The organism is Isoptericola sp. S6320L, assembly GCF_023015685.1.
Taxonomy (GTDB): Bacteria; Actinomycetota; Actinomycetes; order Actinomycetales; family Cellulomonadaceae; genus Isoptericola; species Isoptericola halotolerans_A.
On sequence record NZ_JALKAT010000001.1, the window covers coordinates 249,271 to 273,959 of the forward strand.

Genomic DNA, 24,689 nt, shown 5'->3' on the forward strand with positions numbered 1-24,689 from the left:
CGTGAAAACTGAACCGACCTGCCGTGAACCTGCCATGACGTGCTGCACTGCACACTCCGGTCATCATCGATAAATCGGACAACGTATTAGTAGGCGAAGGTAACGAGACGACAACACCACGTCAAGCCTGCGTTCAGGATCTGTGTCGCTTCCGACCAGGGCTGCTACACCTCCAGGTTTGGCATCACGCATCCGGCCCGCCTGCACCGCCCGCCCGCGCACTGGCGCTACGCTTCCCTCGAACGTCCGTACGGGGCCGGTGTGCCGCCGTCGGGCGTACCAGGAGCCGAGCAGCACGAGCAGTCACCAGGGAGCCGCACCGCATGGCGCGCAAGAAGGCCGCACCCGTCGCCGACGAACCGTTCGACGAGAAGATCGTCGACATCGACGTCGCCGCAGAGATGGAGACGTCGTTCCTCGAGTACGCGTACTCCGTGATCTACTCGCGTGCGCTCCCGGACGCTCGCGACGGCCTCAAGCCAGTGCAGCGCCGCATCCTCTACATGATGTCGGACATGGGGCTGCGCCCCGACCGCCCCTACGTCAAGTCCTCGCGCGTGGTCGGCGAGGTCATGGGCAAGCTCCACCCGCACGGCGACGCCGCGATCTACGACGCGCTCGTGCGCCTGGCGCAGAGCTTCTCGCTGCGGCTGCCGCTCGTGGACGGCCACGGCAACTTCGGGTCGCTCGACGACGGCCCCGCCGCCCCCCGGTACACCGAGGCCCGGCTCGCCGCGCCGTCGATGGCGATGACCGCCGGGCTGGACGAGGACGTCGTCGACTTCATCCCGAACTACGACAACAAGCTCACCCAGCCCGAGGTGCTCCCCTCGGCCGTGCCGAACCTCCTGGTCAACGGGGCGTCCGGGATCGCGGTGGGCATGGCCACCAACATGCCGCCGCACAACCTCGTCGAGGTCGTCGCGGCCGGCCAGCACCTCCTGGCGAACCCCGAGGCCACGCTCGAGGACGTCATGCGGTACATCCCCGGGCCGGACCTGCCCACGGGCGGCAAGATCGTCGGGCTCGAGGGCGTCCGGGACGCCTACCGCACCGGCCGCGGCTCGTTCCGCACCCGCTCGACGGCGCGCATCGAGAACGTCACGCCGCGCCGCAAGGGCATCGTCGTCACCGAGCTGCCGTACACGGTGGGCCCCGAGAAGGTGATCGAGAAGATCGCCGACGGCGTCAAGAACAAGAAGATCCAGGGCGTCACCAACGTCCAGGACCTCACGGACCGCTCCCACGGCATGCGGCTCGTCATCGAGGTCAAGACCGGGTTCGATCCCGAGGCCGTGCTCGAGCAGCTCTACCGGACGACGCCGCTGGAGGATTCGTTCGGGATCAACAACGTCTCGCTCGTCGACGGTCAGCCCCGCACCCTCGGCCTGCTCGACCTGCTGCGCGTGTGGGTCGAGCACCGCATCGACGTGGTGCGCCGCCGCTCCACGTTCCGCCTTGGCAAGCGCAAGGACCGCCTGCACCTGGTGGAGGGACTGCTGGTCGCGATCCTCGACATCGACGAGGTCATCCAGGTCATCCGGACCTCCGACGACGCCGCCACCGCCCGCGAACGCCTGCAGTCCGTGTTCGACCTGTCCGAGCCGCAGGCCTCGTACATCCTCGACCTGCAGCTGCGCCGCCTGACCAAGTTCTCGCGGATCGAGCTGGAGTCCGAGAAGTCCGAGCTCGAGAAGGAGATCGCCGCGCTCGAGGAGATCCTCGGCGACGAGGCCAAGCTGCGTCGCGTCGTCTCGGACGAGATGGGCGACGTCGCCTCCACCTACGGCACCCCCCGCCGGACCGTGCTGCTCGACTCCGCCGGGGGGACGGCGGCGTCGGCCGCTGCCACGCCGGCCGCGCGTGGGCGCAAGGCGCCCGCGATCGACCTGGAGATCAAGGACTCCCCCACACGCGTGCTGCTGTCCGCGACCGGCCTGCTGGCCCGGACCTCGGGCGAGGGCGCGGAGGCCCCGGTCGAGCGTGCCGGACGGCGCCACGCGCACGACGCGCTGCTCGGTGACGTCGAGGCGTCGACCCGCGCCGAGATCGGGCTGGTGACCAGCGCTGGCCGGCTGCACAAGATCTCGGTGCTGGAGCTGCCCGCACTGCCTGCCACCGACGGTCCTCCGTCGTTGTCCGGTGGGGTCCCCGTGCGCGAGATGGTCACGCTGGACCCGGGCGAGGAGGCGCTGGCCGTCGTGTCGCTGACCGACGACGCCCCGACGCTCGCCCTGGGCACCCGTCAGGGCGTCGTCAAGCGGGTCGCCGGCGGCGATGCGCCGCGCAACGGCGACGTCTGGGACGTCATCTCCCTCAAGGACGGCGACGCCGTGATCGGCGCCGCGCCCGCGGCGGACGACGACGAGCTCGTGTTCGTCGCCTCCGACGCGAGCCTGCTGCACTTCGACGCCTCGGCCGTCCGGCCGCAGGGGCGTTCCGCCGCGGGCATGGCCGGCATCCGGCTCGCCGCCGGCCAGCGCGTCGTGTTCTTCGGGGTCGCCCGGGCCGCCACCCGCGACCTGCACACAGTCGTGACCGTCGCCGGCGCCGCCGACGCCCTGCCGGGCACCGGAGCCGCCTCGGCCAAGGTCACCCCGTACGAGCTCTACCCCGGCAAGGGCCGTGCGACGGGCGGGGTGCGGGCGCACCGCTTCCTCAAGGGCGAGGACTCCCTCGTCATGGCCTGGGTCGGCGAGGGACCGGCGCGGGCCGTCGGCTCGGGCGGTCAGCCCGCCGAGCTGCCCGAGGAGACCGTGCGCCGTGACGGATCCGGCACGCCGTTGTCAGGTCCGGTTGCCGCGATCGGCTGACCTTCGATCAGCGATGGTCGGCCTGCACCGGTCCATGTCCACCCTCCAGGTTCGCGACGTCCCGGACGACGTCCCGAAGGTCCTCAAGGAGCGTGCCGCGGCGACGGTGGTCAGCGCGAGACGGCCGCGGCGATGGCCTCCCCCAGCTCGACCGGACGCGTGAACATCGGCCAGTGGCCGGTGGGCAGGTCGACGATCTCGTAGTCGTGCATCGCCGCCAGCTCGGCGGTGTAGGGCGACCCTGCACCCATGAAGTGCCGGTACATCGAGCTGGGGCTGTCGAAGCCTTCGAACGCCTCGCTGGCGATGACGGTCGTCGGCACCTCGTAGCGCCGCTCGTCGCTCAGGACGACGGGATCGGACGCCACCCGGGCCGGCGTCGGGATCGCGACGGCCCGGAACTGCTCCCGCAGGTCATCGTCGAGTCCCACCAGGTCCGGTTCGTCGAACACCGACCAGTCGGGCAGCGGGATCTCGCCGTCCACCACGGGCAGCTCGTCGTTGGTGACGCTCCCGTGCCCCATCGGCACGGCGTCCACGTAGACGTTGCGGGCGATGCGTCCGGGGCGGCGGTCAGCGACCGCGTGGACAACTGCTGCCCCGCCGGAGTGGCCCACCAGCACCACCGCGGCGTCGGCGGGCAACGCGTCGACCGCCGCGACGACGGCCCCGACGTGGTCCTCCAGGGTGATGCCGGACCGGTCCTCGTCGACCGAGCCCATACCGGGCAGCGTGACCGGGTGGACGGTGTGCCCCGCGGCCACGATCGGCGGGGTGACGGCGTCCCAGGCGGACGCGTTCAGCCAGAATCCGGGTACCAGGATGATGTCCATGCCCCTGAGCGTAGGTGTGGCCTCCGACACAGGCACCGCTATCGTGAGCGCATGCGCGTCGGCACGCTGGATCAGCTCCTCGCCCTGCTCGACGGAGTCGTCGCCGATCACGAACGCGGCGACCGCACCTCCCGCTCGGCGGAGCCGTTCTGGCAACGGATGCTGACCACACCCGGCCATCCGCTGGCCACGACCCTGCCGGACGAGCCGCTCGTCGACTGGCACGGACGTGGCCTGCTCGGGGACCTCCGCGGCGCCCGCGTCCTCGACGTCGGCTGCGGCAACGGACGCAACGCCGCGTGGCTCGCCGCCCAGGGCGCGCACGTCGTCGGCATCGACATCGCGACCGGCCTCCTGGACGCCTCGCGGCCCGGCATGCCGGACGGCGTCACGCTGGCGTCCGTCGACGTGCTCCGCGAAGAGCTGCCCGCCGGGCCCTTCGATCTCGTCTACGACTCCGGGTGCTTCCACCACCTCGCGCCGCACCGTCGGCTGACCTACCTGCAGCGGGTGCTGCCGCTCCTCGCCGAGGGCGGCCGCTACGGCATCGTCACCTTCGCCCAGGAGCGCCAGCCGAGCATCGGCGACACGGAGATCCTCACCACCGGCGACACGGCGGGCGGCACCTCGTTCACCCTGGAGGATCTCGCGTCGATCTTCGGTGACGACCTGCATCTGCTGGAGTCGCGAGCCGTGCGGGAGGACCGCGCCGACGCCTTCGGCGCCGGATTCCTCAACGCGGCACTCTTCCGACGCGAGCACTGACGGGAGCCTGCCTCGTGCCACATCGTGAGCGTGACGCGACCTGTTGGCATGCGGATGCTTGGATCGCTCCGTGTCCGACGACGAGTTCTCCGCCGACCCGGCCCGCCTCGACCGCGCCCGTGTGCACGAGCTGCTGAGCGAGCACGCCTACTGGGCGACCGGCCGCACCCGGGAGGCGCAGGACGCCGCGATCGCGGCGTCGCGCAACTACGGGATCTACACGCCGGCGGGCGAGCAGATCGCCTACGCCCGCGCAGTGACCGACGGCGTGACCTTCGCCTGGCTCGCGGACGTGATCGTCGACCCCGCCCACCGCGGTCGCGGGCTCGGCACGCGGATCGTCGACGGCGCCCTGGCGGACCTCGACACGCTCGGCCTCAAGCGCGTCCTGCTCAAGGCATCCCCCGAGGCCCGTGCCGTCTACCTCCGCGCGGGGTTCACCGAGCTCGACGAGCCGGACACGTGGCTCCAGCGGCGGTCGCAGCCGCGCTGAACGCGGAGGCCGCCGTGAGGCGCGCACGCAAGCCCTACACCACGGCCCGTGCGCTCGTCTGCCGCGCCACGACACCGGCGACGAGCAGCACCTGGCCCAGCACATAGGTCGCCATGATCCAGAAGCCGGAGAGCGACGGCACGGCGTCCGAGAACTCGCCCAGCGCGATCATCGCGTCGGAGAAAAGGAACAGCAGCCCGCCGAGCCAGGCCAGGCGGTGCACGCCGGTGGCCAGGACGGCCATCGTGGTCAGGCAGAGCGCGTAGACGACGACGGCGACCGCCAGCACGCCGGGGGCGCCCGGCAGGCACAGGGTCAGCAGGGTGACGGCCAGGAACACGTACACGGCGGCCGCCGCAGGATGCAGCGCCAGCACGGACTCACGCCACGACGGCCAGAAGGCGGCCACGTAGACGACCTGGGCGCAGAGGAACGCGCCGACCATCGCCAGGTACGCCGCGTCGCCGGTGAACCCGTCCGGCAGGGTGTCACCCACCCAGGAGAAGCCGAGTGCCACGAGGGTCAGGCGGACCATGCGCGTCCGGGGTGTCGCCGTCGTGCACCAGAGCGTGGCCGCGAGCGCCGGCATGAGGAACCACTGCGTGGTCTCGGCCACCACGCCGGCGTCGAGGAGCTGTGCCACCAGGTGGGCAGCGGTGAGCGTGGCGAGGAGACCGGCCGCGACGCGCGCGGAGCGCGTGGCCAGCAGCGGGCGGTCGGCCCGGTCGGCAGTGGTCATCAGCCGGATCGTAGCGGCTACAGCTCGATGGAGAGCATGCGCGATCCGTGCGTGAACTCGTACCCGAGGCCGGCGTACATCCCGTGGGCGCCGGACGGGTTGGCGGTGTCGACGTCCAGGCACGCGAACTCCATGCCGTCCGTGGCCATGGCGCGCATCCCGGCCGCGAGCGCCGCCACGGCGGCCTTGCGTCCTCGGTAGGCACGCCGGGTGCCGAGCAGCGCGGTGTACCCGAAGGAGTAGCCGCGCACGGCGAAGTCCTCGTCGAACCGGTCCGCCATCTGGTAGCCGACGACGAGCGGCTCACCGGCTCGCAGCGATGCCGCGGTCTCGGCGTCGGTGTCGGCGTCCGCGAGCAGGGCGTCGACGTCGGGTGCGTCGTCGAGCACGAGGAAGGACCAGGCCGGCACGAACGCCGAGCGCGACGAGGTCCACTGCTCCGCCGTCTGCGGTTCGCTGCCCCAGTGGTCCCGGAACGCGTCGTTGTGGGCCAGCCGTGCGGCGTCGTCGAGCTCCGGGGCGAACGGCACGAGCCGCAGCGATCCGTCGAGCGTGACCTCGGGCAGCGGCGCGGCGACGAGGTCGCGCAGGTCGCGGCGCAGGTCGGAGTAGAAGCGGCGCGGCGTGAAGCCGGCGCGTTCGTAGAGCCGCGTCTTCGACGCCGGGCCGTCGTCCTCGGCCATCACGGCCAGGCGCGCCGGCAGGTCCTTGCCCGACGCCGCGAGCACCTGCCGGCCCCGGGCGACCTGCCAGGCGAAGAGCTCGCGCCCGACGCCCTGGCCACGCACCTGCGGATGCACCCCGCCGAAGAGGAAGGCACGCACGGTGCGGGTGTCGCCGGGCATCGACTCGACCGTCCCGTAGGCCCGGAGCCGGCCCTCGCCGTCGACGCCGACGAGGGAGTCGGTGTCGAACCGCCGCCAGGGCGCTTCGAACAGCTCGGTGATCTCCTCGATCGACTCCCGGTAGGGCTCGTCGTCCGTCTCCGCGATGGTGTTGCGCAGCGCCAGCAGGGCCGGGGCGTCGTCCGGCACGGCCGGCCGCCAGGTGAGCGAACCAGCAGTGATGGACGGCAGCGACGCCGGTGCGGCGGCGCGTTCCGCGATCGGTGCGGGGCCAGTGCTCGAGTCGACGGTCGTCATGGCCCGAGCGTAGGTCTCACCAGGCGTCCGCCGCACCGTGATTTCTGCCGTCCCGGCTACGCTGAGCCGGTGACCTCGACGCTCGACCTCTCCGCCGCCGACACCCGCTCCGACGCCCTGCGGGAGGCGCTGCGCACCCGCGTGGTGGTGGCCGACGGCGCCATGGGCACCATGATCCAGGCGGCCGACCCGTCCATGGAGGACTACCAGCAGCACGAGGGCTGCAACGAGATCCTCAACGTGACGCGCCCGGACATCATCAACGCGGTGCACGACGCCTACCTGGAGGTGGGCGTCGACGCGATCGAGACGAACACGTTCGGTGCGAACTGGTCGAACCTGTCGGACTACGGCATCGACGACCGGATCCGCGAGCTCGCCCGTGCCGGGGCCGCCCTGGCCCGCGAGCGCGCCGACGCCTTCGCCACGCCGGACCACCCGCGCTGGGTGCTGGGGTCCATGGGGCCGGGCACCAAGCTGCCGTCGCTGGGTCACACCACGTACGACCACCTGCGCACCACGTTCGCCGAGCAGGCCGCCGGGCTCCTCGAGGGCGGTGCGGACGCCCTGCTGGTCGAGACCAGCCAGGACCTGCTGCAGACCAAGGCCGCGGTGACAGCGTGCCACGACGCGATGCGTCCGGTCGCCGAGGGCGGCGTCGGGCGCAGTGTGCCCGTGATCGCCTCAGTGACGGTGGAGACCACCGGCACGATGCTCATGGGCTCCGAGATCGGGGCGGCGCTGACCGCGCTGCAGGCCATCGGCGTCGACGCGATCGGCCTGAACTGCGCCACCGGTCCCGAGCAGATGAGCGAGCACCTGCGCCACCTCGCCCGGCACGCCGACGTGCCCGTGACGTGCATGCCGAATGCCGGGCTGCCGGAGCTCGGTCCCGACGGCGCCGTCTACCCACTCTCGCCCGAGGAACTGGCGGCAGCACACACGCAGTTCGTCGACGAGTTCTCCCTCGGCCTGGTCGGGGGCTGCTGCGGCACGACGCCGGAGCACCTGCGCCAGGTGGTCGAGGCGGTGCGCGGTCGCGCCCTGCGACCGCGCGAGGTGGAGCGCGAGAACGGCGTCGCCTCCCTGTACTCGCACACCGACCTGTCCCAGGACGCCTCGTACCTGGCGATCGGCGAGCGGACCAACGCGAACGGTTCCAAGGCGTTCCGCGAGGCGATGCTGGAGTCCCGGTGGGACGACGTCGTCGACATCGCCCGCGCCCAGACCCGCGACGGCGCGCACCTGCTGGACGTCTGCGTCGACTACGTGGGGCGCGACGGCGTCGCGGACGTGCGCGAGGTCGTCTCCCGGTTGGCCTCGGCCTCCACCCTGCCGCTGGTGATCGACTCCACCGAGCCGGAGGTGATCCGCGCCGGGCTGGAGCTCGTGGGCGGGCGCGCCGTGGTGAACTCGGTGAACTTCGAGGACGGCGACGGGCCGGGGTCACGGTTCCAGCGCGTCATGCCGGCCGTCATGGAGCACGGGGCCGCCGTCATCGCCCTGACCATCGACGAGGAGGGTCAGGCGCGCACCGCGGACAAGAAGGTCGCCATCGCGTCCCGGCTCATCGACACGCTCGTGGACGACTGGGGCATGCGGGTGGACGACATCATCGTCGACACCCTCACCTTCCCCATCGCGACCGGCCAGGAGGAGACCCGCCGCGACGCCATCGAGACGATCGAGGCGATCCGCGAGCTCACCCGCCGCTACCCCACCGTGCACACCACGCTGGGCGTGTCGAACGTGTCGTTCGGCCTCAACCCGGCCGCCCGCACGGTGCTCAACTCGGTGTTCCTGCACGAGGCCGTGCAGGCCGGGCTGGACTCCGCCATCGTGCACGCCGCGAAGATCCTGCCGCGCACCGCGATCCCGGACGAGCAGTGGGAGGCCGCCGAGAACCTCGTGTGGGACCGGCGGGTCTACGACGACGAGGGCAACCTCACGCACGACCCGCTGTCCCACCTGCTGGAGACGTTCTCCGGGGTGGACTCGGCGGCGCTGCGCGACCAGCGGGCCGCCGAGCTCGAGGCGCTGCCGGTGGGTGAGCGCCTCGAGCGCCGGATCATCGACGGCGCCCGCAAGGGCCTGGAGGGTGACCTCGAGACGGCCCTGGCCGACGGCATGAAGGCCCTCGACATCGTCAACACCCACCTGCTGGGCGGGATGAAGGTGGTCGGCGAGCTGTTCGGCTCCGGGCAGATGCAGCTGCCGTTCGTGCTGCAGTCCGCCGAGGTGATGAAGGCCGCCGTGGCGCTGCTCGAGCCGCACATGGAGAAGGTCGAGGGCGCCGACGAGCAGACCAAGGGCACGATCGTGCTGGCCACCGTCCGCGGCGACGTGCACGACATCGGCAAGAACCTCGTGGACATCATCCTCACCAACAACGGGTTCACGGTGGTCAACATCGGCATCAAGCAGCCGATCTCCGCGATGATCGAGGCCGCCGAGGAGCACGACGCCGACGTCATCGGCATGTCCGGGCTGCTCGTGAAGTCCACCGTGGTGATGAAGGAGAACCTCGCCGAGCTCGAGTCGCGCGGGCTCGCGAAGAAGTGGCCGATCCTCCTCGGCGGTGCGGCCCTGACCCGCACGTTCGTCGAGGACGACCTCGCCTCGCAGTTCCCCGGCGTCGTGCGCTACGCCCGCGACGCGTTCGAGGGGCTGCGCCTCATGGAGCCGCTCGTCGCCGTCGCGCGCGGGGCCTCGCCCGACGACGTCGGGCTGCCCGCGCTGCGCAAGCGCCGGCACAACGTCGTCAAGGTCACCGAGACGGCACCCGAGGACCTGCCGGCGCGCTCCGACGTCGCCGACGACAACCCCGTCCCCGCTCCCCCGTTCTGGGGCACCCGCGTGGTCAAGGGCATCCAGCTCGCCGACTACGCCGCGTACCTCGACGAGCGTGCGACGTTCATGGGCCAGTGGGGGCTGAAGCCAGGACGAGGGGACAGTGCTGGTCCAGGTGGCGCCTCGTACGAGGAGCTCGTCGAGACCGAGGGGCGTCCGCGCCTGGCCGAGTGGCTCTCGACCATCCGCCGCGACCAGGTCATGGACCCCACCGTGGTGTACGGGTACTTCCCCGTGTGGTCCGAGGGCGACGACATCGTGGTGGCGCACCACGGGCCCGGCATGACCGTGCCGTCCGGGGAGATCGGGGCGCCCGACGGCGGCTCTGGCGGTCCGGTGGGGACCGAGCGGCTGCGCTTCACCTTCCCCCGCCAGAAGCGCGACCGGCACCTGTGCCTGGCCGACTTCATCCGGCCGAAGTCGTGGGTCGAGGAGACGGGGCAGTTCGACGTGCTGCCGATCCAGCTCGCGACCGTCGGTGAGCCGGTGTCCGCGTACACGGCGAAGCTGTTCGAGGCGAACAAGTACCGCGAGTACATGGAGCTGCACGGGCTGTCCGTCCAGCTCACCGAGGCGCTGGCCGAGTTCTGGCACGCCCGCGTGCGCTCCGAGCTCGGCTTCGCCGACGAGGACCCGGAGAGCGTCGAGGGCATGTTCAAGCTGGAGTACCGGGGGTCCAGGATGTCGCTCGGGTACCCGGCGTGCCCCGACATGGAGGACCGGCGCAAGGTCGTCGAACTTCTGCGGCCCGAGCGGGTGGGGGTCACGCTGAGCGACGAGCTTCAGCTGCACCCGGAGCAGTCGACGGACGCGTTCGTGCTGCATCATCCCGAAGCCAAATACTTCAGCGTGTGATCACGGCAGCCTTCGTCAGGTGGCTCATAGCGGACCACACACGTGGCTCCTCCCGTCCACGAGTAGCGATCTCCCCGTTGGCGCAGACACTTCACAACTTCGAACACCACACCATGAGGCCGCCAGTACCCATCGCGGGGTACGTCAACGTCTGAGGTATCGGGCACAATGGGTGAAATCGCTAGCCGATCATGGACGTAGCGGCAGTAGCACTCGACACCCACGTCACATCACGCTAGACAAGGATGAACGACGACTACCGGACAACGAAGGGTGGCTCATGCCGCACCTGCCAGACGAAGCCTGGACCGCCCTGTTGGAGGGAATCGTACGACGGAAGTACCAGCTTCTACTCGGCGCAGGCTTCTCGCGGGCAGTGGACGACAGGCTCAACCGACCCCTACCGACGGGCAGCGGCCTACGAGACGAGATCGTCAATGAGTTCGCGATTGAGCTTGAGACCAATGAATCAATCGACCTATCTCGAGCGTTCGAGGCAGCAGGTCGGAGAACAAGCCTCAATGGCCAGACTCGCAACGAATGGATCACCTACAGATTCACACAAACGCGACCCCCCGAATGGTTCGCGATTCTTGAGACTCTGCCGCTTCAGACCATCTGGACCCTAAACATCGACGATTCCTTGGAGCAGAGTTCCTCGCGCTTCTCGCCCAAGACGTTCGCGGACAAACACGAAACGCTCGGGCAGGAAAGGATCCCGGTCATTCACCTGCACGGCTATGCTAGGCGCCCCGAATCTGGCTTGATATTCACCGTGGACGACTACCGCAACCATGTCACGCACGCTCGGTCCTATGCGCTTCAATTTCAGGAGGCACTCTCTGATGGCCCCGTGATAGTCATTGGCGCCGCACTCCATCATGAGTTTGACCTTGCGAAATCCCTTCGGTCACGAGCACAAAACCCCGAGTCAAAATGGCCGTCTGTGGTCATCACCCCCGAACCCTCGAAATTCGAAAGAGAAGAGTTCGCCGAGTGGGGTCTTCAAGTCGTCGATGCTACCGCCGAGAAGTTTCTTGAGAGTGTCCGCCAGTCGATGCCTGAGGCGCAAATCAGACTGGCGCCCATACTTGCTTCAGAAGAGGCGATAACCCCCGCTACAATGCGGTTCCATCAACAGTGGGACCGCATCACGCCCGACCGGGGATCGAAATTCAAGTATCGCGACTTTCTCAGTGGCGCCGAACCCGTGCCAGCAGACATTCGTGACCGCAAGACAATTAGCAGAAACCTCGAACGTGAAGTCACACGATCTATTGTCGAAATAGGTGGTCCCACTCTCATCCACGGTGGGCCCTTCAGCGGTAAAAGCACGGCAGCTTACAGCATTGCGGTGAATCTTCATCGTTCGGGATGGAACGTCTACGAGCTTAACGCCGACGAGAAGTTTAACGTCGATGCCGTTCTTCACCAGGCTGTTGTGGAACCTCATACACTTCTAGTTGTCGACGACGCGGCGCAGTTCGCCGCTCCACTCCACGACCTGATCGAGCGCGCGAAGTCCAACGGTACGGCCCTTCGTCTGCTCTGCGTCGAACGCACAGGGCCGGCCTCGCGCCTGCTGCGCTGGGAGGTGTTCAGCGAGTACGCAATGCCACGTGGCCTCTCGTCGGACGAGTTGACGCGATTTGTTGCACATTTGGTACAGAATGATCGCATAGGCGAAAAGTGGCGCCATCTCTCCACTAGGGTCCTCGTCCGCGAACTCCAGAAGCGGAATCTCCATGATTTTGCGGGGATTATATGCGAGCTTGTGATTGGTGAGCAGTTTGAGGAGCGCGTGCGCCGCGATTATCGCTCACTTGATAGCAGTTTGGCCCAAGGCGCCTACGTTCTAGGGTGCCTTTTGGCGCGGGTTACGAAAGGCGCGCCAGTCGGTCTGGTGGCTGAAGCATTTGGCACCACCGGGCGCAACGTCGAGCAGTTGATCTTGAATCTGAGTTCGCTTGACTCGGTGTGCACGCTTGCCAGCAATAGAATTCGCCCTCGTCATCGCCATCATGCAGAGCTCCTGCTAAAGTCAGTTGTTTCTCCCGAGGAGGTTTACGACCCCTTGTTGGGCCTGGCGCATGCGGTGGCACCGAGCCTCGACGTTGACGCAATAAGGCATGAAACGGTCGCCTATCGCATATCGGCGGAACTGCTGGACGAGGACAAACTGTCTGAATTAATTGGCGGTCGGCGCCTTGAAGAGTTCTATGCGCGCATTGAAAGCGCCTACGCATGGAACTCTCGATACTGGGAGCAGCGAGCGCTTGCCGCTAGCAAGAATCACCATTTTGACGCAGCACTTAACTACAGCAACAAGGCGATCGGTGCACACGAGGATGCGTTCTCCCTGAACACGGCAGCCACAGTTCGATTCAGAGCTCTGTGGGCGAGCAATCCCACGCCCGAATCCGCGCGCAAAGGACACGGTGACGCGGTACGGCTTCTGCGGAGAGCGCGCGAAATGTCGAGGCCGGATTCCGAGCATCCGTTCGTCACCTACTTCAACGCGACTTTGCGCTTGACGAATCTTCTGCTGCAAGCTGGAAGCGCGATCGACCAGAGTTTGCGTCACGAGTGGAATGAATGGTTCGATCTCGCAGAACGTTCACTTGCATTCGGAGATCGAAACGGACGCCGAACCTTGGACGACTTCAAGCGGCGTTGGTTGCGAACTGCAACCCATTCTTTCAGCACTTTCCTCAACTAATTGGCGGAACGCCCCGATGTCGCCCTTTTAGCCAGTCTTGGTTCCTGCAATGCGCCAGCTATGAGCCACCCTCTTCGCGTCACCAGACTTTATGGCAAGGGCAGCTTTCTTGGCGCAGATCGGCAGCAGGAATGAGCGCCCCTGGCTAAGACCACGCCGCAATGGAGGCACTCGTCGTCAGCCCCCTGACGATTCCCCGGCCGAGCTGACCGAGCTTTTCTCATTCCCCTGCGGCCTCGCGAGGCAGGGCGTGAACACTGCCGACTCCCTAGGAGCGGTCTTGGCACGTCGGCCGCTCGGCTGTGCTGAGTCGCGTCCAGCGCGAGCGGATCATCGCGTCGACGAGTCACGGCCTCGGTGACCTCGCTGACGACGTCGGTGTGGGCCGCGCGACCGTCGTGCGCGCCGCGCAGACCCTCGGCTACGAGGGCTACCCGCAGCTGCGCGTTGCCGCGGCCCGCGAGCTCGCACTGCGCACGACGGCGGACGCCCCGGCCGACGGGACCATGCTCGGTGTGCTGCGCGAGTCCGTCGCGCGGTTCGCCGCCCGCCTCGGTCACACGGTCTCGGGCCTCACGGAGGAGGTGCTGCAGGAGTTCGTCGCCGCGCTCGACGACGCCGGGCGCGTGCTCGTCGTCGCGAACGGGCTGTCCTCGCCGCTCGGACTCGACCTCGTGCTGCGCCTGACGTCGGCGGGCCGGCCCGCCGAGCTGCTCCAGGACGCGCTCGCGCAACGGATCGCCGCCCGCCAGCTCGGCCCCGACGCCGTCTGCCTCGTCGTCTCCGGTTCCGGCACCAACGACGCGACGCTCGCCGTCATGCGCGCGGCCCACGACGGCGGCACCCCGGTCCTGGCGATCACCTCGTTCGCACAGTCCCCCGTCGCCCAGCTCGCCGACACGGTGCTCGTCGTCCCGCCGGTCAACGACTCGTTCCGCGACGAGCTCGTGCGCACGTCCCGCGCCGCGCTGATGCTGGTGACCGAGGCGCTCGTCGAGGCGCTCGTCGCCCGGCGTGGCGACCGTGGCCGCGAGACGCCCGGGCCGTCGCGCTGGACGAGCTCGGCTCGACGATCCAGGAGTAGTCGGCGGGGTCCGCGAGGTGGCTGCAGGACATGGGTGGATCGAGCGTCGGCGCCCTGCTACTCGGCGGGATCGACGACGGTCAGCCCCAGGCCCACGGCGACCTCCTTCATGCGGAGGTCGTGCGTCACCACGGTGATGCCGTCGGAGGCGAGCAACGTGGCCGTCCCCAGATGGATGGCGTCCAGCGAGCGAAGGTGCTGCCCGGTGCTGATCGTCGAGGCGGCTCGCACGACGTCGTCGTCGATGTCGATCAGCCACAGCGTCGACAGCACCGGCACGCTCAGCGCCAGGGAGAGCCGTTCGCGTTGGAGGACGCGCGACATCTCTACCTGCAGGAGCTTGGACGAGTAGATCTCCTCGCCCGCGTTCCGTGCGGCCGTCCACCAGGCGCGCACGGCCGCGCTGCCCGGGTCGTCCAGGATCATGCGGAGCGCGATCGACGAGTCGATGTACGCCGCCACGTCAGTGGTCGCCCTTCGACTCGTCGATGAGCTGGTCCAGCGAGAGACCGGATCGGGCCGCGACAAGTTCGGGAAGTGGCGTATCAGGGGCCGACGGCGGCGTGATCCGACCTTCGGCCTTCTTGCGCTCGAGCCACGTCGCCTGGTCCGTGGCGGGCACGAGGCGTGCCACCACACGTCCGTGCATCGAGATCTCCAGCTGCTCACCCTCCTGCACCTCGCGGAGCACCCGGGAGGTCTGCTGGTTGAGCTCCGTGATGCTGATCGCTCGCATGAGTCCAGCGTCGCACAGAGTAGAAGATCCTTCTACTAGTCGTTCCACGCTACCGATCGCACGGTTCCTGCACTACCGATCTCCCATCAGCCTGACGCCGTGACCTGGACCGGATTCACCGATGCAACCCCCACGGCGCATCAGCGCCCTCCTACCCTCGTTGCACCCCGGCGAGCGCCGCGACGCCCGGGCGGCCGTGCTGCCGTGCTGCACGAACTCGGCTCGACGATCCAGGAGTAGCGCCACATACATGGATGTATGATACGTCCATGACTGCTCGCCCTCGGGCTCCCTTCTACGGCCGCTCCGACGTCGTCGGCGCCTTGACGAAGCATCTCGATGCTGTGCGAAACCACGGGCAAGGGCGCATCGTCGCGGTCCGCGGCCGGCGTCAGGTGGGGAAGTCCACGGCGATCGAGACCTTCGTGCGCGGTACCGACGTGCCCTACGTCTTCGCGGCAGGGACGCTCGGCGCACCGACGCGCACGCAGGTCGCCGAAGCGACCGAGGCGCTCACGTCGTCGACCCGGCCGCTCTCCGGCGTCGAGATGGTCCAGGGCCTCTCCCTGAACACGTGGCGCGACTGGTTCCGCGCCGTCGAGGTCGCAGCGCGTCAGGGACCCGTCGTCGTCGTGCTCGACGAGTTCCCCTGGGCCGTCGCCGCCGATCCGGCCCTCGAAGGCACTCTCCAGAACCTTTGGGACCAGACGCTCGAGGCGCTGCCGGTCCTGCTCGTCCTCGTCGGCTCCGACGTCGCGATGATGGACCGGCTCGCCGAGTACGGCCGAGCGCTGTTCGGGCGCCTGCGGCCTCTCGTCGTCGACCCCCTCAACCCGGCCGAGATCGCCCAGGCGCTCCCCCACGCCACCCCGGCCGAGGTCTTCGACGCCACGCTGGTCACGGGCGGCTATCCGCGCCTCGTGACCGACCTCGCACGATCCGGAGGCAACGTGTCGCGCTACGTCGCCGACTCCTTCGCCGACCTCTACAGCCCGCTCGTCTCGACCGCCCGGTTCACGTTGGACGCAGAGTTTCCGGACTCCCCCGCTGCTGCGCGGGTCCTGGCGGCGATCGGCGCCGACGAGACCACCACGCCGCGGTTCAACGACCTGATACCCGCCGGCCTCCAGGACTCCGAGGTCACGCGCTACCAGACCAGCACCACCCGGGCCCTCCGTGTCCTGGCCGACGAGAAGCGTCTGGTCGTCAAGGAGACGCCGGCCTGGTCATCCTCGACCGGGCGCCTGCGTCGCTACCGCGTCACCGACCCCTACCTGCGGTTCTGGTTCCGCTACGTCGAACGCAGCCTCGAGCTCATCTCCCGCGGACGGGCCGACCACGCCTTCGCGCGGTTCGAGCGCGACTGGTCCTCCTGGCGTGGCCGCAGCGTCGAACCCCTCGTCCGCGAGTCGGTCGCGCGTCTCGCCCCGGACGACGCCACGCTGGAGAGCATCGAGGACGTCCGGGCCTGGTGGACCCGCGACGGGCAGACGGAGGTCGACCTCGTCGGCGTGGCCCGCGAGCGCACCGTACTGCTCGGGACCATCAAGTGGCGCCCCGGCGGTGAGATCTCCCGACGCGAGATCACGCACCTGCGCGGCGTGATCGGCACGGTGCCGCGCAGCGGCGACGCCCTGATCGCCGCCATCAGCCCCGAAGGGCTGCCGGTCGACGGCGCCGACCTCACCTTCAGCGCGGCAGACCTGCTCAGTGCGTGGCGTGCCTGACGACGACAATCCGCGTGACCCGCCACCCGATCCGGCGGCACCATGGAGCCATGCCCTCACCGACCCGCTCCGGACTCGCCGTCAGTTCGTCGTTGACGATCCCGCGGGCCGAGCTGACCGAGCGGTTCTCGCGGTCGTCCGGCCCGGGCGGGCAGGGTGTCAACACGACCGACTCGCGGGTGGAGCTGTCCTGGGACGTCGGGCGCTCGGCGGTGCTGAGCGACGTCCAGCGCGAGCGGATCCTCGCCCGGACGGGTCACCGACTGGTCGACGGCGTCCTGACGGTGACAGCGTCCGAGCACCGCGAGCAACGGCGCAACCGGGAGGCCGCGGCGCACCGCCTGGCGGCACTGGTCGCCGACGCCGTCGCCCCGCCCGGCCCCCGGCGTCGCGCCACCCGGCGCACCCGCGGGTCCCAGGAACGACGCCTGACCGCCAAGAAGCAGCGCTCCACGACGAAGCGCCTCCGCTCGTCCCGGCCGCCGCGCGACGACTGACCACATCGTCGGTTACAGGTCAACGACGCGACGTAGCCCGGCATCGACGGCCCGGATCAGGTTGTCGGGCAGCACCGCACCCGTCGGATCGACGACGCTCCGGTCGACCGTCGTCGGCTGCGAGACGTTCACCACCGAGTCCTTCGGCAGCCCCGCGGCGACTGCTGGCACGAACACGTTGCCGGGATGGCGCGCCAACGCCGTGTTCGATGTCATCGGGAGCACGACGACCGTCGCGATCAGCGACGCGTTGTACTGGTCGGACTGAACGACGACGGCAGGTCTCCTCTTGGCCGGAGCACTTCCCTGCGGCTCACCGAAGTCGATCCAGCACACTTCGCCGCGCCGGATCACCAATCGTCCGTGCCCTCGACCAGTCGGACGTTGGCCGCCTGCCGCCACGCAGCGGCTTCATCACCAGGCTGCCCGACATCGTCGATCGCGGCATCGATCTGCCTCGTCAGATCGGCTTCGCTCAACTCGTCCGCGTAGCGCTCCGCGGCACGTCGGTAGAACTCCGACCGTGTCATGCCGTGTCGACGCGCAACATCGTCGAAGCGTCCCGCTGCGTGGTCCGGGAGACTGATCGCCGTCTTCATGACACCAGGGTATAACTTCTTCTACTCCGCAGCGATACTCCCAGAGCCATCAGCGAGCGCCGTCGTCGTCCTCAGGCGTGGGGTGCCCGGATTCCGGGACCGCGCACACGCCCGTCGCCGGATCGCACGCCGCGGCGTCGTCGGCCGCGACGAACGTCAGCGGCTGCACGTCCGGCTCAGACATCGACGTGCTCCCACGCCTGGGCGATCGCCTGGCCGTAGGCCTCCGTGGGCACGGCCCCGGGGATGCCGATGCGGCGCCCGAGCACGGTGAACGGCACGCCGCGAGCGCCCAGGGCGAGCGCCTCCTCGTGCTCGGCACGCACGGCGTCGGTGTAGCGGTCGGTGGCGAGGACGTCGCGGATCTCGGCCTCGGCGATCCCGAGGCCGGTGCCGAGCCGGACCAGGGCCTCCGGCTCGAACGCCCCGTCCGCCCCGCCGAAGAGCGCGGCCTGCATCGCCGTCATGTACTGCCAGCCGACACCGTGCTCGTTGCCGAGGTGCACCAGCCGCAGCAGGTCCAGGGTGTTCTGGACGGGATGGTTCGGTGCGTAGGGCAGGCCCTCGGCGCGAGCGAGATCGGCGACCTGCGCCTCCATCTGCTCGGCCTGCTCGACGGGCAGGCCCTTCTTGGCGGACAGGTAGTCGACGACGGGCGTCGGCTCCGCCGGGAAGTCGGGGTCGAGCTGGAAGGTGCGGATCCGCACGTCGATGCGCTCGGCGTGCGGCGAGTCCTTGATCGCGGCCTCGAGGCGCGCGTCGCCGATGTAGCACCAGGGGCACAGGACGTCGGACCAGACCTCGATCTGGAGACGGGTGTCAGGAGAAGTCACGGTCCGTACAACTCGCGTGCCGGCGGATCATTCCGGGCGATGAGTTCCGCGGCCCGTCCCGGTCTGCCCACCACGACCGACCGCACACTCGTCAGCACATCTGGAGGAACCATGGGCCTCGTCCACGTCGAGCTCTTCACCACCCTGGACCTCGTCGGGCAGGCGCCCGGAGGGCCGGACGAGGACCCGGAGGGCGGCTTCCCGTTCGGCGGCTGGCAGGCGCCCCTGCTCGACGGCGTCATGGGCCGGCAGGTCACGACGGCTTACGAGGGCACGGACGCGCTGCTGCTCGGCCGCAAGACCTACGACATCTTCGCGGCCTACTGGCCGCATCAGGAGGGCGGCCAGGACGACGACATCGCCACGCTCTTCAACCGCATCCCCAAGTACGTCGCCTCGCGCGGCGAACCGGACCTGTCGTGGGCGGGATCGACGCAGCTCGGCCCCGACCTCGCGGCCGCCGTGCGCGAGGTCCGCAGCCGGCACGAGCACGTCGCCGTGGTGGGCAGCCTCGACCTGGTGCAGTCGCTCCTGCACGAGAAGCTCGTCGACCGGCTCGATCTGTGGGTCTACCCGATCGTGCTCGGCGTGGGCAAGAAGGTGTTCGACGGCGGCGCGGTGCCGACGAACTTCACCCTCCTCGCACCACCCGAGGCCGGGCCGAAGGGTGCCGTGCACCTGCGCTACGGGCTCGCCGAGGGCGTGCCCGGCACGGGCGACATGGCCGCACCGGACCGCAACGGCTGACCGGCCCCACGGACCGGTGGCCGGGAGCCGTCAGGCGCGGCCCGCCACCGTCCCGAGCGAGTGCACCCGCTCGAGGCGCTCGACCAGTGCGACGACGGCCGCCGCGACCGGCAGCAGCACCAGGTTGCCCAGCAGCATCGGGCGCAGGAACGGCAGCCCGGCCACGTAGCTGGCCACCAGCCCGTCGAGCCCGGCGGGGTAGAAGGTGCCACGACCCTGCAGCCAGACACCGAAGTTGGTCCACAGGTAGAAGCCGATCGAGCTCCCGGCACCGAACGCCACGGCCGCGAGGAACCGGCGTCCGCCCGTGGCGCGACGCGTCCACCAGGCGGCGACGCCGATGGCGGCCCACGCCGACCAGGTGAAGACCAGGATCGCCGAGTTGCTGAGGACGACGTCGCTGACGGCCACGACGACCAGCGGCGCCAGCATCGCGAGGCGATGACGCAGCAGCCCTGCGGCGGCGAACGCCGCGAAGGTCGACAGCTCGAGGTTCGGCGGGGCGCCGAGGTCGTCCTTGACGAGCCGCCACACGATCGCCGCGACGACGAGCAGCGTGGCGACGGCGGGACGCCACCAGCGCTCGGCGAGGTCGCGCCGGCTCAGGTCGGGCATCGCCTCGGGTGCGGGGCTCACTCGATCTCCTCGAGCTTCCACTGGAGCTGCTGACCGTCCTCGGTCTCGAGCGAACCGGCACCGACCTGTGCCATCTCGCCGTCGACGTACAGGGCCCAGAACTCGGTGTCCGACTCCGCGGCGTGACCACGGATCGCGGTGACGTAGGCCATCTCGCCCTCGCCGCTCACCACGGCCTCGGGGTCCGCCGCGACGAGGAGCTCGAGCGCGGTCTTGCCGTCCTCACCCGCGTACGAGAGCTCGGTGACCTCTTCCGCGGCGGCGTCGTCGGCAGGCTCGGCCTCGCTCGAGGCGGCTGCGCTCGCCTCCGGCGTCGCCTCGTCGTCTCCGGAGCACCCGGCGACCAGGCCGACGGAGAGCACTCCGGCGGCGGTCGCGGCGAGCAGGCGGGACGACGTCTTGCGCATCAGGGTCTTCACGCGCAAAGCCTATCCGCCACGACCGGCCCGGCGCGGCACCGGCCGCGATCCGGACACCGGCCGGGCCGGACTCCTCAGGCGTCGATCTGGGAGCGATCGAGTGCGTGCGCGCCGGCGACGATGAACTCCTTGCGAGGCGCGACGTCGGATCCCATGAGCAGCTCGAAGACGCGCTCGGCGGCCTCGGCGTGCTCGACGGTCACCCGGCGCAGCGTCCGGTGGCGCGGGTCCATCGTGGTCTCGGCGAGCTGGTCGGCGTCCATCTCGCCCAGACCCTTGTACCGCTGGATGTCGTCCTTGTAGCGGCGGCCGGCCTTGTCGAGCTTGCGCAGGGTCGCGTTGAGCTCGGCCTCGGAGTACGTGTACAGGTACTCGTTCTTGCGGCGGCCCGAGCCGAGCACCTCGATCCGGTGCAGCGGCGGGACGGCGGCGAACACGCGTCCCTCGGCGAGCAGCGGCCGCATGTAGCGGTAGAAGAGGGTGAGGAGCAGCGTGCGGATGTGGGCGCCGTCGACGTCCGCGTCCGTCATGAGCACGATCTTGCCGTAGCGCGCCGCCTCCAGGTCGAAGGACCGCCCGGAGCCCGCGCCGATCACCTGGATGATCGCGGCGCACTCGACGTTGCGCAGCATGTCGGAGATCGACGCCTTCTGGACGTTGAGGATCTTGCCGCGGATGGGCAGCAGCGCCTGGAAGTCGCTGGACCGTGCCAGCTTGGCCGTGCCCAGCGCGCTGTCGCCCTCGACGATGAAGAGCTCGGAACGCTCGACGTCGTCGCTGCGGCAGTCGGCCAGCTTGGCGGGCAGCGACGAGGACTCCAGCGCGTTCTTGCGCCGGGAGATCTCCTTCTGCTTGCGGGCCGTGACCCGCGCCCGCATCTCCGCGACGACCTTCTCCATCAGCAACGACGCCTGGGCCTTCTCGTCGCGCTTCGTGGAGGTCATGAGCGCCTTGAGCTCGTTCTCGACGACCCGGGAGACGATCTGGCGCACCGGTGCCGTGCCGAGGACCTCCTTGGTCTGGCCCTCGAACTGCGGTTCGGCGAGCCGCACCGTCACCACCGCCGTCAGGCCGGCCAGCACGTCGTCCTTCTCGATCCGCTCCGAGGAACCGTCCCTCGTCGAGACCTTGAGCCGGCGCGCGTTCGCCTCGACCTGCTTGCGGACCGTCTTGAGCAGCCCCTGCTCGAAGCCGGTGCGGTGCGAGCCGCCCTTCGGCGTGGCGATGATGTTGACGAAGGTGCGCAGCTCCGTCTCGTAGCCCGCACCCCACCGCAGCGCGACGTCGACCTCGCAGTCGCGCTTGACCTCCTGCGGCGACATGTGGCCCCGGTCGTCCAGCACGGGGACCGTCTCGGTGAACGACCCCGAGCCCTTCAGCTGCCACGTCGACGTGACCGGGGTGTCCGGCGCGAGGAACTCGACGAAGTCCACGGCACCGCCGGAGTGCTGGAAGACCTCCTCGTGCGGGCCGTCCTCACCCGGCGTACCAGGCAGGCCGCGCTCGTCACGGACCAGGATCTCCAGGCCCGGCACGAGGAACGTGGTCTGCCGCGCCCGCGTCACGAGCTCGTCATAGGCGAAGACCGCGGACTTGGGGAAGATCTGCCGGTCCGCCCAGTAGCGCACCCGGGTGCCGGTGGCCTTGCGCGGCGCCTTGCCGACCACGGGCAGCTCGCTGTGGTCGACGAACGGCTCGAACGGGGCGTCCGGCGTCGGGCCCGTGGTCGGGTCGTCGAACAGCCCGGGCTCGCCCCGGTGGAAGGTCATCCGGTAGGTCTTGCCGGACCGGTCCACCTCGACGTCGAGCCGGGAGGAGAGGGCGTTGACGACCGAGGCGCCGACCCCGTGGAGACCGCCCGACGCCGTGTACGAGCCGCCGCCGAACTTGCCGCCCGCGTGCAGCTTGGTGAAGACCACCTCGACGCCCGACAGTCCCGTCTTGCTCTCCCGGTCCACCGGGATGCCGCGGCCGTCGTCCTCCACCGTCACCGAGGTGTCGGCGTGCAGCACGATGCGGATCTTCGTGGCATGACCCCCGAGCGCCTCGTCCACGGAGTTGTCGATGATCTCCCACAGGCAGTGCATCAGGCCGCGGGAGTCGGTCGACCCGATGTACATACCGGGGCGCTTGCGGACCGCCTCGAGGCCCTCGAGGACGGAGAGGTGTCGTGCGGTGTACCCGGACTCGGAGGTGGCTGTCACGCGCACGAGAGTAGTCCAGGATGCCGACACGCCCGCGCAGGCTCTCCGCTGTCGTCCCCCGCGTGTGACCCACGCCGTGATCGCCGGGAGCGAACCAGGGCCCCCGCACGGGAACAACGCGGGTCCCAGATGGTTTGATGGTGTCGTGAGCACAACGACCGAAGAGACGACCGAGCCGCTGACCGCCGCCGACCGCTGCGACCGCTGCGGCGCCCAGGCCTACGTGCGTGTCGTGCTGCCCGTCGGAGAGCTCCTCTTCTGCGGACACCACGCGCGCGCGCACGCCGACGCCTACCAGTCCGTCGCCGAGCACATCCAGGACGAGACCGACCGCCTGCACGCCGAGCACGGCTCCGGCGCCCGAAGCGCCGGCTGACGCCCACCGGCACCGCCGACGAGCCCCGCACCACCACCGTGGTGCGGGGCTCGCGTGCGTGCGGGGCTCGTACGGGCGGGACTCGTACGGGCGGGACTCGTACGGGCGGGACTCATGCGGGCGCGGGACCGGATGTCACGAACCGTGCCGGCGCGCCTCCCTCCATCCATGACCGTCGAACCCGCCTTGCCCGTCGCGTCCCCGACCCGCACCGTGGTCGGGCCGGCACCTGCCGGTGCCGTCTCCCGGCTCGCGACCGCGCTCGCCATGACGCTCGACGGCGAGGTCCGCACGCCCGGCCGGGCCGGATACGCCGAGACGCTCCCCGGGTTCGACCTCGCCGTGGCCCAACGGCCCGCCCTCGTGGTGCAGGCCGCGACGGCTGACGACGTCGCCCGCACCGTGCGAGGTGCAGCCGCCCACCAGCTGGGCGTCGGGGTGCGGGCCACGGGGCACGGAGCGCCCGCCACCGGCCCACGGGACGTCCTGCTCGACACGTCGCGCCTGGACCGCCTCGAGATCGACCCGCAGGCCCGGACCGCCACCGTGGGCGCCGGCGTCACCTGGCAGGCGGTGCTCGACGCCGGTGCCCCCCACGGCCTCGGGGGCCTCTGCGGCTCGTCCCCGCACGTCGGCGTCGTCGGCTACACGCTGGGAGGCGGGCTCGGCCCGCTGGCGCGGACCTTCGGCTTCGCCGCCGACCACGTCCGGTCGCTCGACGTCGTGACGCCCGCGGGCGAGGCCCTCACCGTGACACCGACGCGCCACCCCGAGCTCTTCTGGGCGCTGCGCGGCGGGGGCGGCGCGTTCGGCGTCGTCACCGCGATGACCTTCAGCCTGTTCCCGCTGCGCACGGTCCGGGCCGGCGCCCTCTGGTTCGACGTGACGGACGCCGCGGCGGTGCTGCACCGCTGGCGCGAGCTGACGACCGACCTGCCGGACGAGGTCTCGACGTCCGTGGCCCGGCTCAACCTGCCACCGTTGCCCGATCTGCCCGCACCGCTCCGGGGACGGGCGGTCCTCACCGTGCGCTACGCCCGCCACGGCGCGGGGCCCGACACGCTCGTCGACGAGCTGCGCACCGTCGCCGCTCCCCTGCTCGACACCGTGGGCGACCTTCCCTACGCACGGCTCGGCGAGATCCACGCGGACCCGCAGGACCCGCTGCCCGTCGTCGAGCGGGGCCGGACGCTCACCACGCTCCCGGCCGCAGCGGTCGATGCCCTGCTGGACGCGGTGCCGGCGGGCTCCCCCGTGCTCATGGCCGAGGTCCGCCTCCTCGGCGGCGCCGTCGCCAGACCTCCGGCGGTCCCGAACGCCGTCGGCGGGCGCGACGCGGCCTACTCGCTCTTCGTCGTCGCGCTCGGTGGCCCCGACCGGCCGGCCGAAGCAGAGCGCGGCGTCCGCCAGGTCGACGCCGCGCTGGCCCCGTGGTCCACGGGCGGCAGCCTGCTCAACTTCGCCGGCAAGCGGGAGCCGGCCTCCTCCGCCCGGGTGCGCACGGCGTACGGCGCGCAGACGTACGACCGGCTCCTGCGGCTGCGGCGGCGGAGCGATCCCCGCGGGGTGCTCGACCCGTCGGCCCGCTGGTCGGCGGCCGGTCGCCGGTCCGCGGGCTGAGG

22 protein-coding genes and 1 pseudogene are annotated in these 24,689 nt (G+C 70.1%); 11 read left to right on the forward strand and 12 right to left on the reverse strand.

The window, feature by feature from the left end; all coding sequences use genetic code 11:
* Positions 1–323 precede the first annotated feature (323 nt).
* The gene (locus tag MWU57_RS01260; protein ID WP_246906796.1) at positions 324–2,813 is read left to right on the forward strand and encodes a DNA topoisomerase (ATP-hydrolyzing) subunit A; all 2,490 of its coding nucleotides are present in this window, start codon (positions 324–326) and stop codon (positions 2,811–2,813) included.
* A 110-nt stretch (positions 2,814–2,923) separates the two neighbouring features.
* On the opposite strand, the gene MWU57_RS01265 is transcribed toward MWU57_RS01260, so the two are convergent.
* On the reverse strand, positions 2,924–3,646 hold the full coding sequence (locus MWU57_RS01265) for an alpha/beta fold hydrolase (protein WP_246906797.1): 723 nt from the start codon (positions 3,644–3,646) through the stop codon (positions 2,924–2,926).
* 51 nt (positions 3,647–3,697) lie between these two features.
* Here MWU57_RS01265 and MWU57_RS01270 point away from each other — a divergent pair, with 51 nt between their 5' ends.
* Together MWU57_RS01270 and MWU57_RS01275 are read left to right on the forward strand one after the other, a co-directional pair.
* Positions 3,698–4,411, forward strand: a complete 714-nt coding sequence (locus tag MWU57_RS01270; RefSeq protein WP_246906798.1) for a cyclopropane-fatty-acyl-phospholipid synthase family protein — start codon at positions 3,698–3,700, stop codon at positions 4,409–4,411.
* 70 nt (positions 4,412–4,481) lie between these two features.
* Positions 4,482–4,904 (forward strand): GNAT family N-acetyltransferase, encoded by a 423-nt coding sequence (locus tag MWU57_RS01275; protein WP_246906799.1) that lies wholly within the window; start codon positions 4,482–4,484, stop codon positions 4,902–4,904.
* Between the two features lie 34 nt (positions 4,905–4,938).
* On the opposite strand, the gene MWU57_RS01280 is transcribed toward MWU57_RS01275, so the two are convergent.
* Together MWU57_RS01280 and MWU57_RS01285 are read right to left on the reverse strand one after the other, a co-directional pair.
* On the reverse strand, positions 4,939–5,643 hold the full coding sequence (locus MWU57_RS01280) for a lysoplasmalogenase family protein (protein ID WP_246906800.1): 705 nt from the start codon (positions 5,641–5,643) through the stop codon (positions 4,939–4,941).
* Between the two features lie 17 nt (positions 5,644–5,660).
* Positions 5,661–6,785 (reverse strand): GNAT family N-acetyltransferase, encoded by a 1,125-nt coding sequence (locus MWU57_RS01285; protein WP_246906801.1) that lies wholly within the window; start codon positions 6,783–6,785, stop codon positions 5,661–5,663.
* 69 nt (positions 6,786–6,854) lie between these two features.
* Here MWU57_RS01285 and metH point away from each other — a divergent pair, with 69 nt between their 5' ends.
* The 3 genes and pseudogenes from metH to MWU57_RS18525 all read left to right on the forward strand — a co-directional run.
* The gene (gene metH / locus MWU57_RS01290; RefSeq protein ID WP_246906803.1) at positions 6,855–10,490 is read left to right on the forward strand and encodes a methionine synthase; all 3,636 of its coding nucleotides are present in this window, start codon (positions 6,855–6,857) and stop codon (positions 10,488–10,490) included.
* A gap of 280 nt (positions 10,491–10,770) precedes the next feature.
* Entirely contained in the window at positions 10,771–13,209 is a 2,439-nt protein-coding gene (locus MWU57_RS01295) for an SIR2 family protein (protein WP_246906805.1), read from the forward strand.
* 302 nt (positions 13,210–13,511) lie between these two features.
* Positions 13,512–14,150 (forward strand): annotated as a pseudogene (locus MWU57_RS18525) (MurR/RpiR family transcriptional regulator); the annotation flags it as partial.
* 200 nt (positions 14,151–14,350) lie between these two features.
* Here the strand turns inward: MWU57_RS18525 and MWU57_RS18530 are convergent.
* Together MWU57_RS18530 and MWU57_RS01305 are read right to left on the reverse strand one after the other, a co-directional pair.
* Positions 14,351–14,719, reverse strand: a complete 369-nt coding sequence (locus tag MWU57_RS18530; RefSeq protein WP_374108510.1) for a type II toxin-antitoxin system VapC family toxin — start codon at positions 14,717–14,719, stop codon at positions 14,351–14,353.
* A 37-nt stretch (positions 14,720–14,756) separates the two neighbouring features.
* Positions 14,757–15,029 carry a type II toxin-antitoxin system Phd/YefM family antitoxin gene (locus MWU57_RS01305; protein WP_246906808.1) on the reverse strand — a complete coding sequence of 91 codons (273 nt, stop codon included), beginning with the start codon at positions 15,027–15,029 and terminating at the stop codon, positions 14,757–14,759.
* Between the two features lie 269 nt (positions 15,030–15,298).
* On the opposite strand from MWU57_RS01305, the gene MWU57_RS01310 reads away from it, so the two are divergent.
* Positions 15,299–16,756, forward strand: a complete 1,458-nt coding sequence (locus tag MWU57_RS01310; RefSeq protein WP_246906809.1) for an ATP-binding protein — start codon at positions 15,299–15,301, stop codon at positions 16,754–16,756.
* Between the two features lie 50 nt (positions 16,757–16,806).
* Positions 16,807–17,253 (forward strand): alternative ribosome rescue aminoacyl-tRNA hydrolase ArfB, encoded by a 447-nt coding sequence (gene arfB, locus MWU57_RS01315; protein ID WP_106269426.1) that lies wholly within the window; start codon positions 16,807–16,809, stop codon positions 17,251–17,253.
* Positions 17,254–17,265: 12 nt separating this feature from the next.
* Here the strand turns inward: arfB and MWU57_RS01320 are convergent, their stop codons facing one another.
* From MWU57_RS01320 to MWU57_RS01330, 4 genes are read right to left on the reverse strand one after another with little or no spacing between them, the layout of a single operon-like run.
* Entirely contained in the window at positions 17,266–17,607 is a 342-nt protein-coding gene (locus MWU57_RS01320; RefSeq protein WP_308221125.1) for a type II toxin-antitoxin system PemK/MazF family toxin, read from the reverse strand.
* The gene (locus MWU57_RS01325; protein ID WP_246906811.1) at positions 17,604–17,852 is read right to left on the reverse strand and encodes a ribbon-helix-helix protein, CopG family; all 249 of its coding nucleotides are present in this window, start codon (positions 17,850–17,852) and stop codon (positions 17,604–17,606) included. Before MWU57_RS01325 ends, MWU57_RS01320 begins: the two co-directional genes overlap by 4 nt.
* Positions 17,853–17,901: 49 nt before the next feature.
* On the reverse strand, positions 17,902–18,036 hold the full coding sequence (locus tag MWU57_RS17950; RefSeq protein ID WP_281495087.1) for a hypothetical protein: 135 nt from the start codon (positions 18,034–18,036) through the stop codon (positions 17,902–17,904).
* Positions 18,029–18,685 carry a DsbA family protein gene (locus tag MWU57_RS01330; RefSeq protein WP_246906812.1) on the reverse strand — a complete coding sequence of 219 codons (657 nt, stop codon included), beginning with the start codon at positions 18,683–18,685 and terminating at the stop codon, positions 18,029–18,031. The genes MWU57_RS17950 and MWU57_RS01330 overlap by 8 nt, the downstream gene beginning before the upstream one ends.
* A gap of 111 nt (positions 18,686–18,796) precedes the next feature.
* Between MWU57_RS01330 and MWU57_RS01335 the strand changes: the two genes are divergently transcribed.
* The gene (locus MWU57_RS01335) at positions 18,797–19,432 is read left to right on the forward strand and encodes a dihydrofolate reductase family protein (protein ID WP_246906813.1); all 636 of its coding nucleotides are present in this window, start codon (positions 18,797–18,799) and stop codon (positions 19,430–19,432) included.
* A 30-nt stretch (positions 19,433–19,462) separates the two neighbouring features.
* On the opposite strand, the gene MWU57_RS01340 is transcribed toward MWU57_RS01335, so the two are convergent.
* The 3 genes from MWU57_RS01340 to MWU57_RS01350 all read right to left on the reverse strand — a co-directional run bounded on the left by MWU57_RS01340 (position 19,463) and on the right by MWU57_RS01350 (position 22,691).
* Positions 19,463–20,068: a DUF6580 family putative transport protein gene (locus MWU57_RS01340; RefSeq protein ID WP_243401106.1), complete on the reverse strand. Its 606-nt coding sequence runs from the start codon at positions 20,066–20,068 to the stop codon at positions 19,463–19,465.
* The gene (locus tag MWU57_RS01345; RefSeq protein ID WP_246906814.1) at positions 20,065–20,487 is read right to left on the reverse strand and encodes a DUF4430 domain-containing protein; all 423 of its coding nucleotides are present in this window, start codon (positions 20,485–20,487) and stop codon (positions 20,065–20,067) included. Before MWU57_RS01345 ends, MWU57_RS01340 begins: the two co-directional genes overlap by 4 nt.
* A gap of 74 nt (positions 20,488–20,561) precedes the next feature.
* Positions 20,562–22,691 (reverse strand): type IIA DNA topoisomerase subunit B, encoded by a 2,130-nt coding sequence (locus tag MWU57_RS01350; protein ID WP_246906816.1) that lies wholly within the window; start codon positions 22,689–22,691, stop codon positions 20,562–20,564.
* A 145-nt stretch (positions 22,692–22,836) separates the two neighbouring features.
* Between MWU57_RS01350 and MWU57_RS01355 the strand changes: the two genes are divergently transcribed.
* A complete protein-coding gene (locus MWU57_RS01355) occupies positions 22,837–23,067 on the forward strand; it encodes a hypothetical protein (RefSeq protein ID WP_246906818.1) in 231 nt (76 codons plus the stop codon).
* Positions 23,068–23,235: 168 nt separating this feature from the next.
* Complete coding sequence (locus MWU57_RS01360; protein ID WP_246906820.1) at positions 23,236–24,687, forward strand: FAD-binding oxidoreductase; 1,452 nt, start codon at positions 23,236–23,238, stop codon at positions 24,685–24,687.
* The last annotated feature ends 2 nt before the right edge of the window (positions 24,688–24,689 follow it).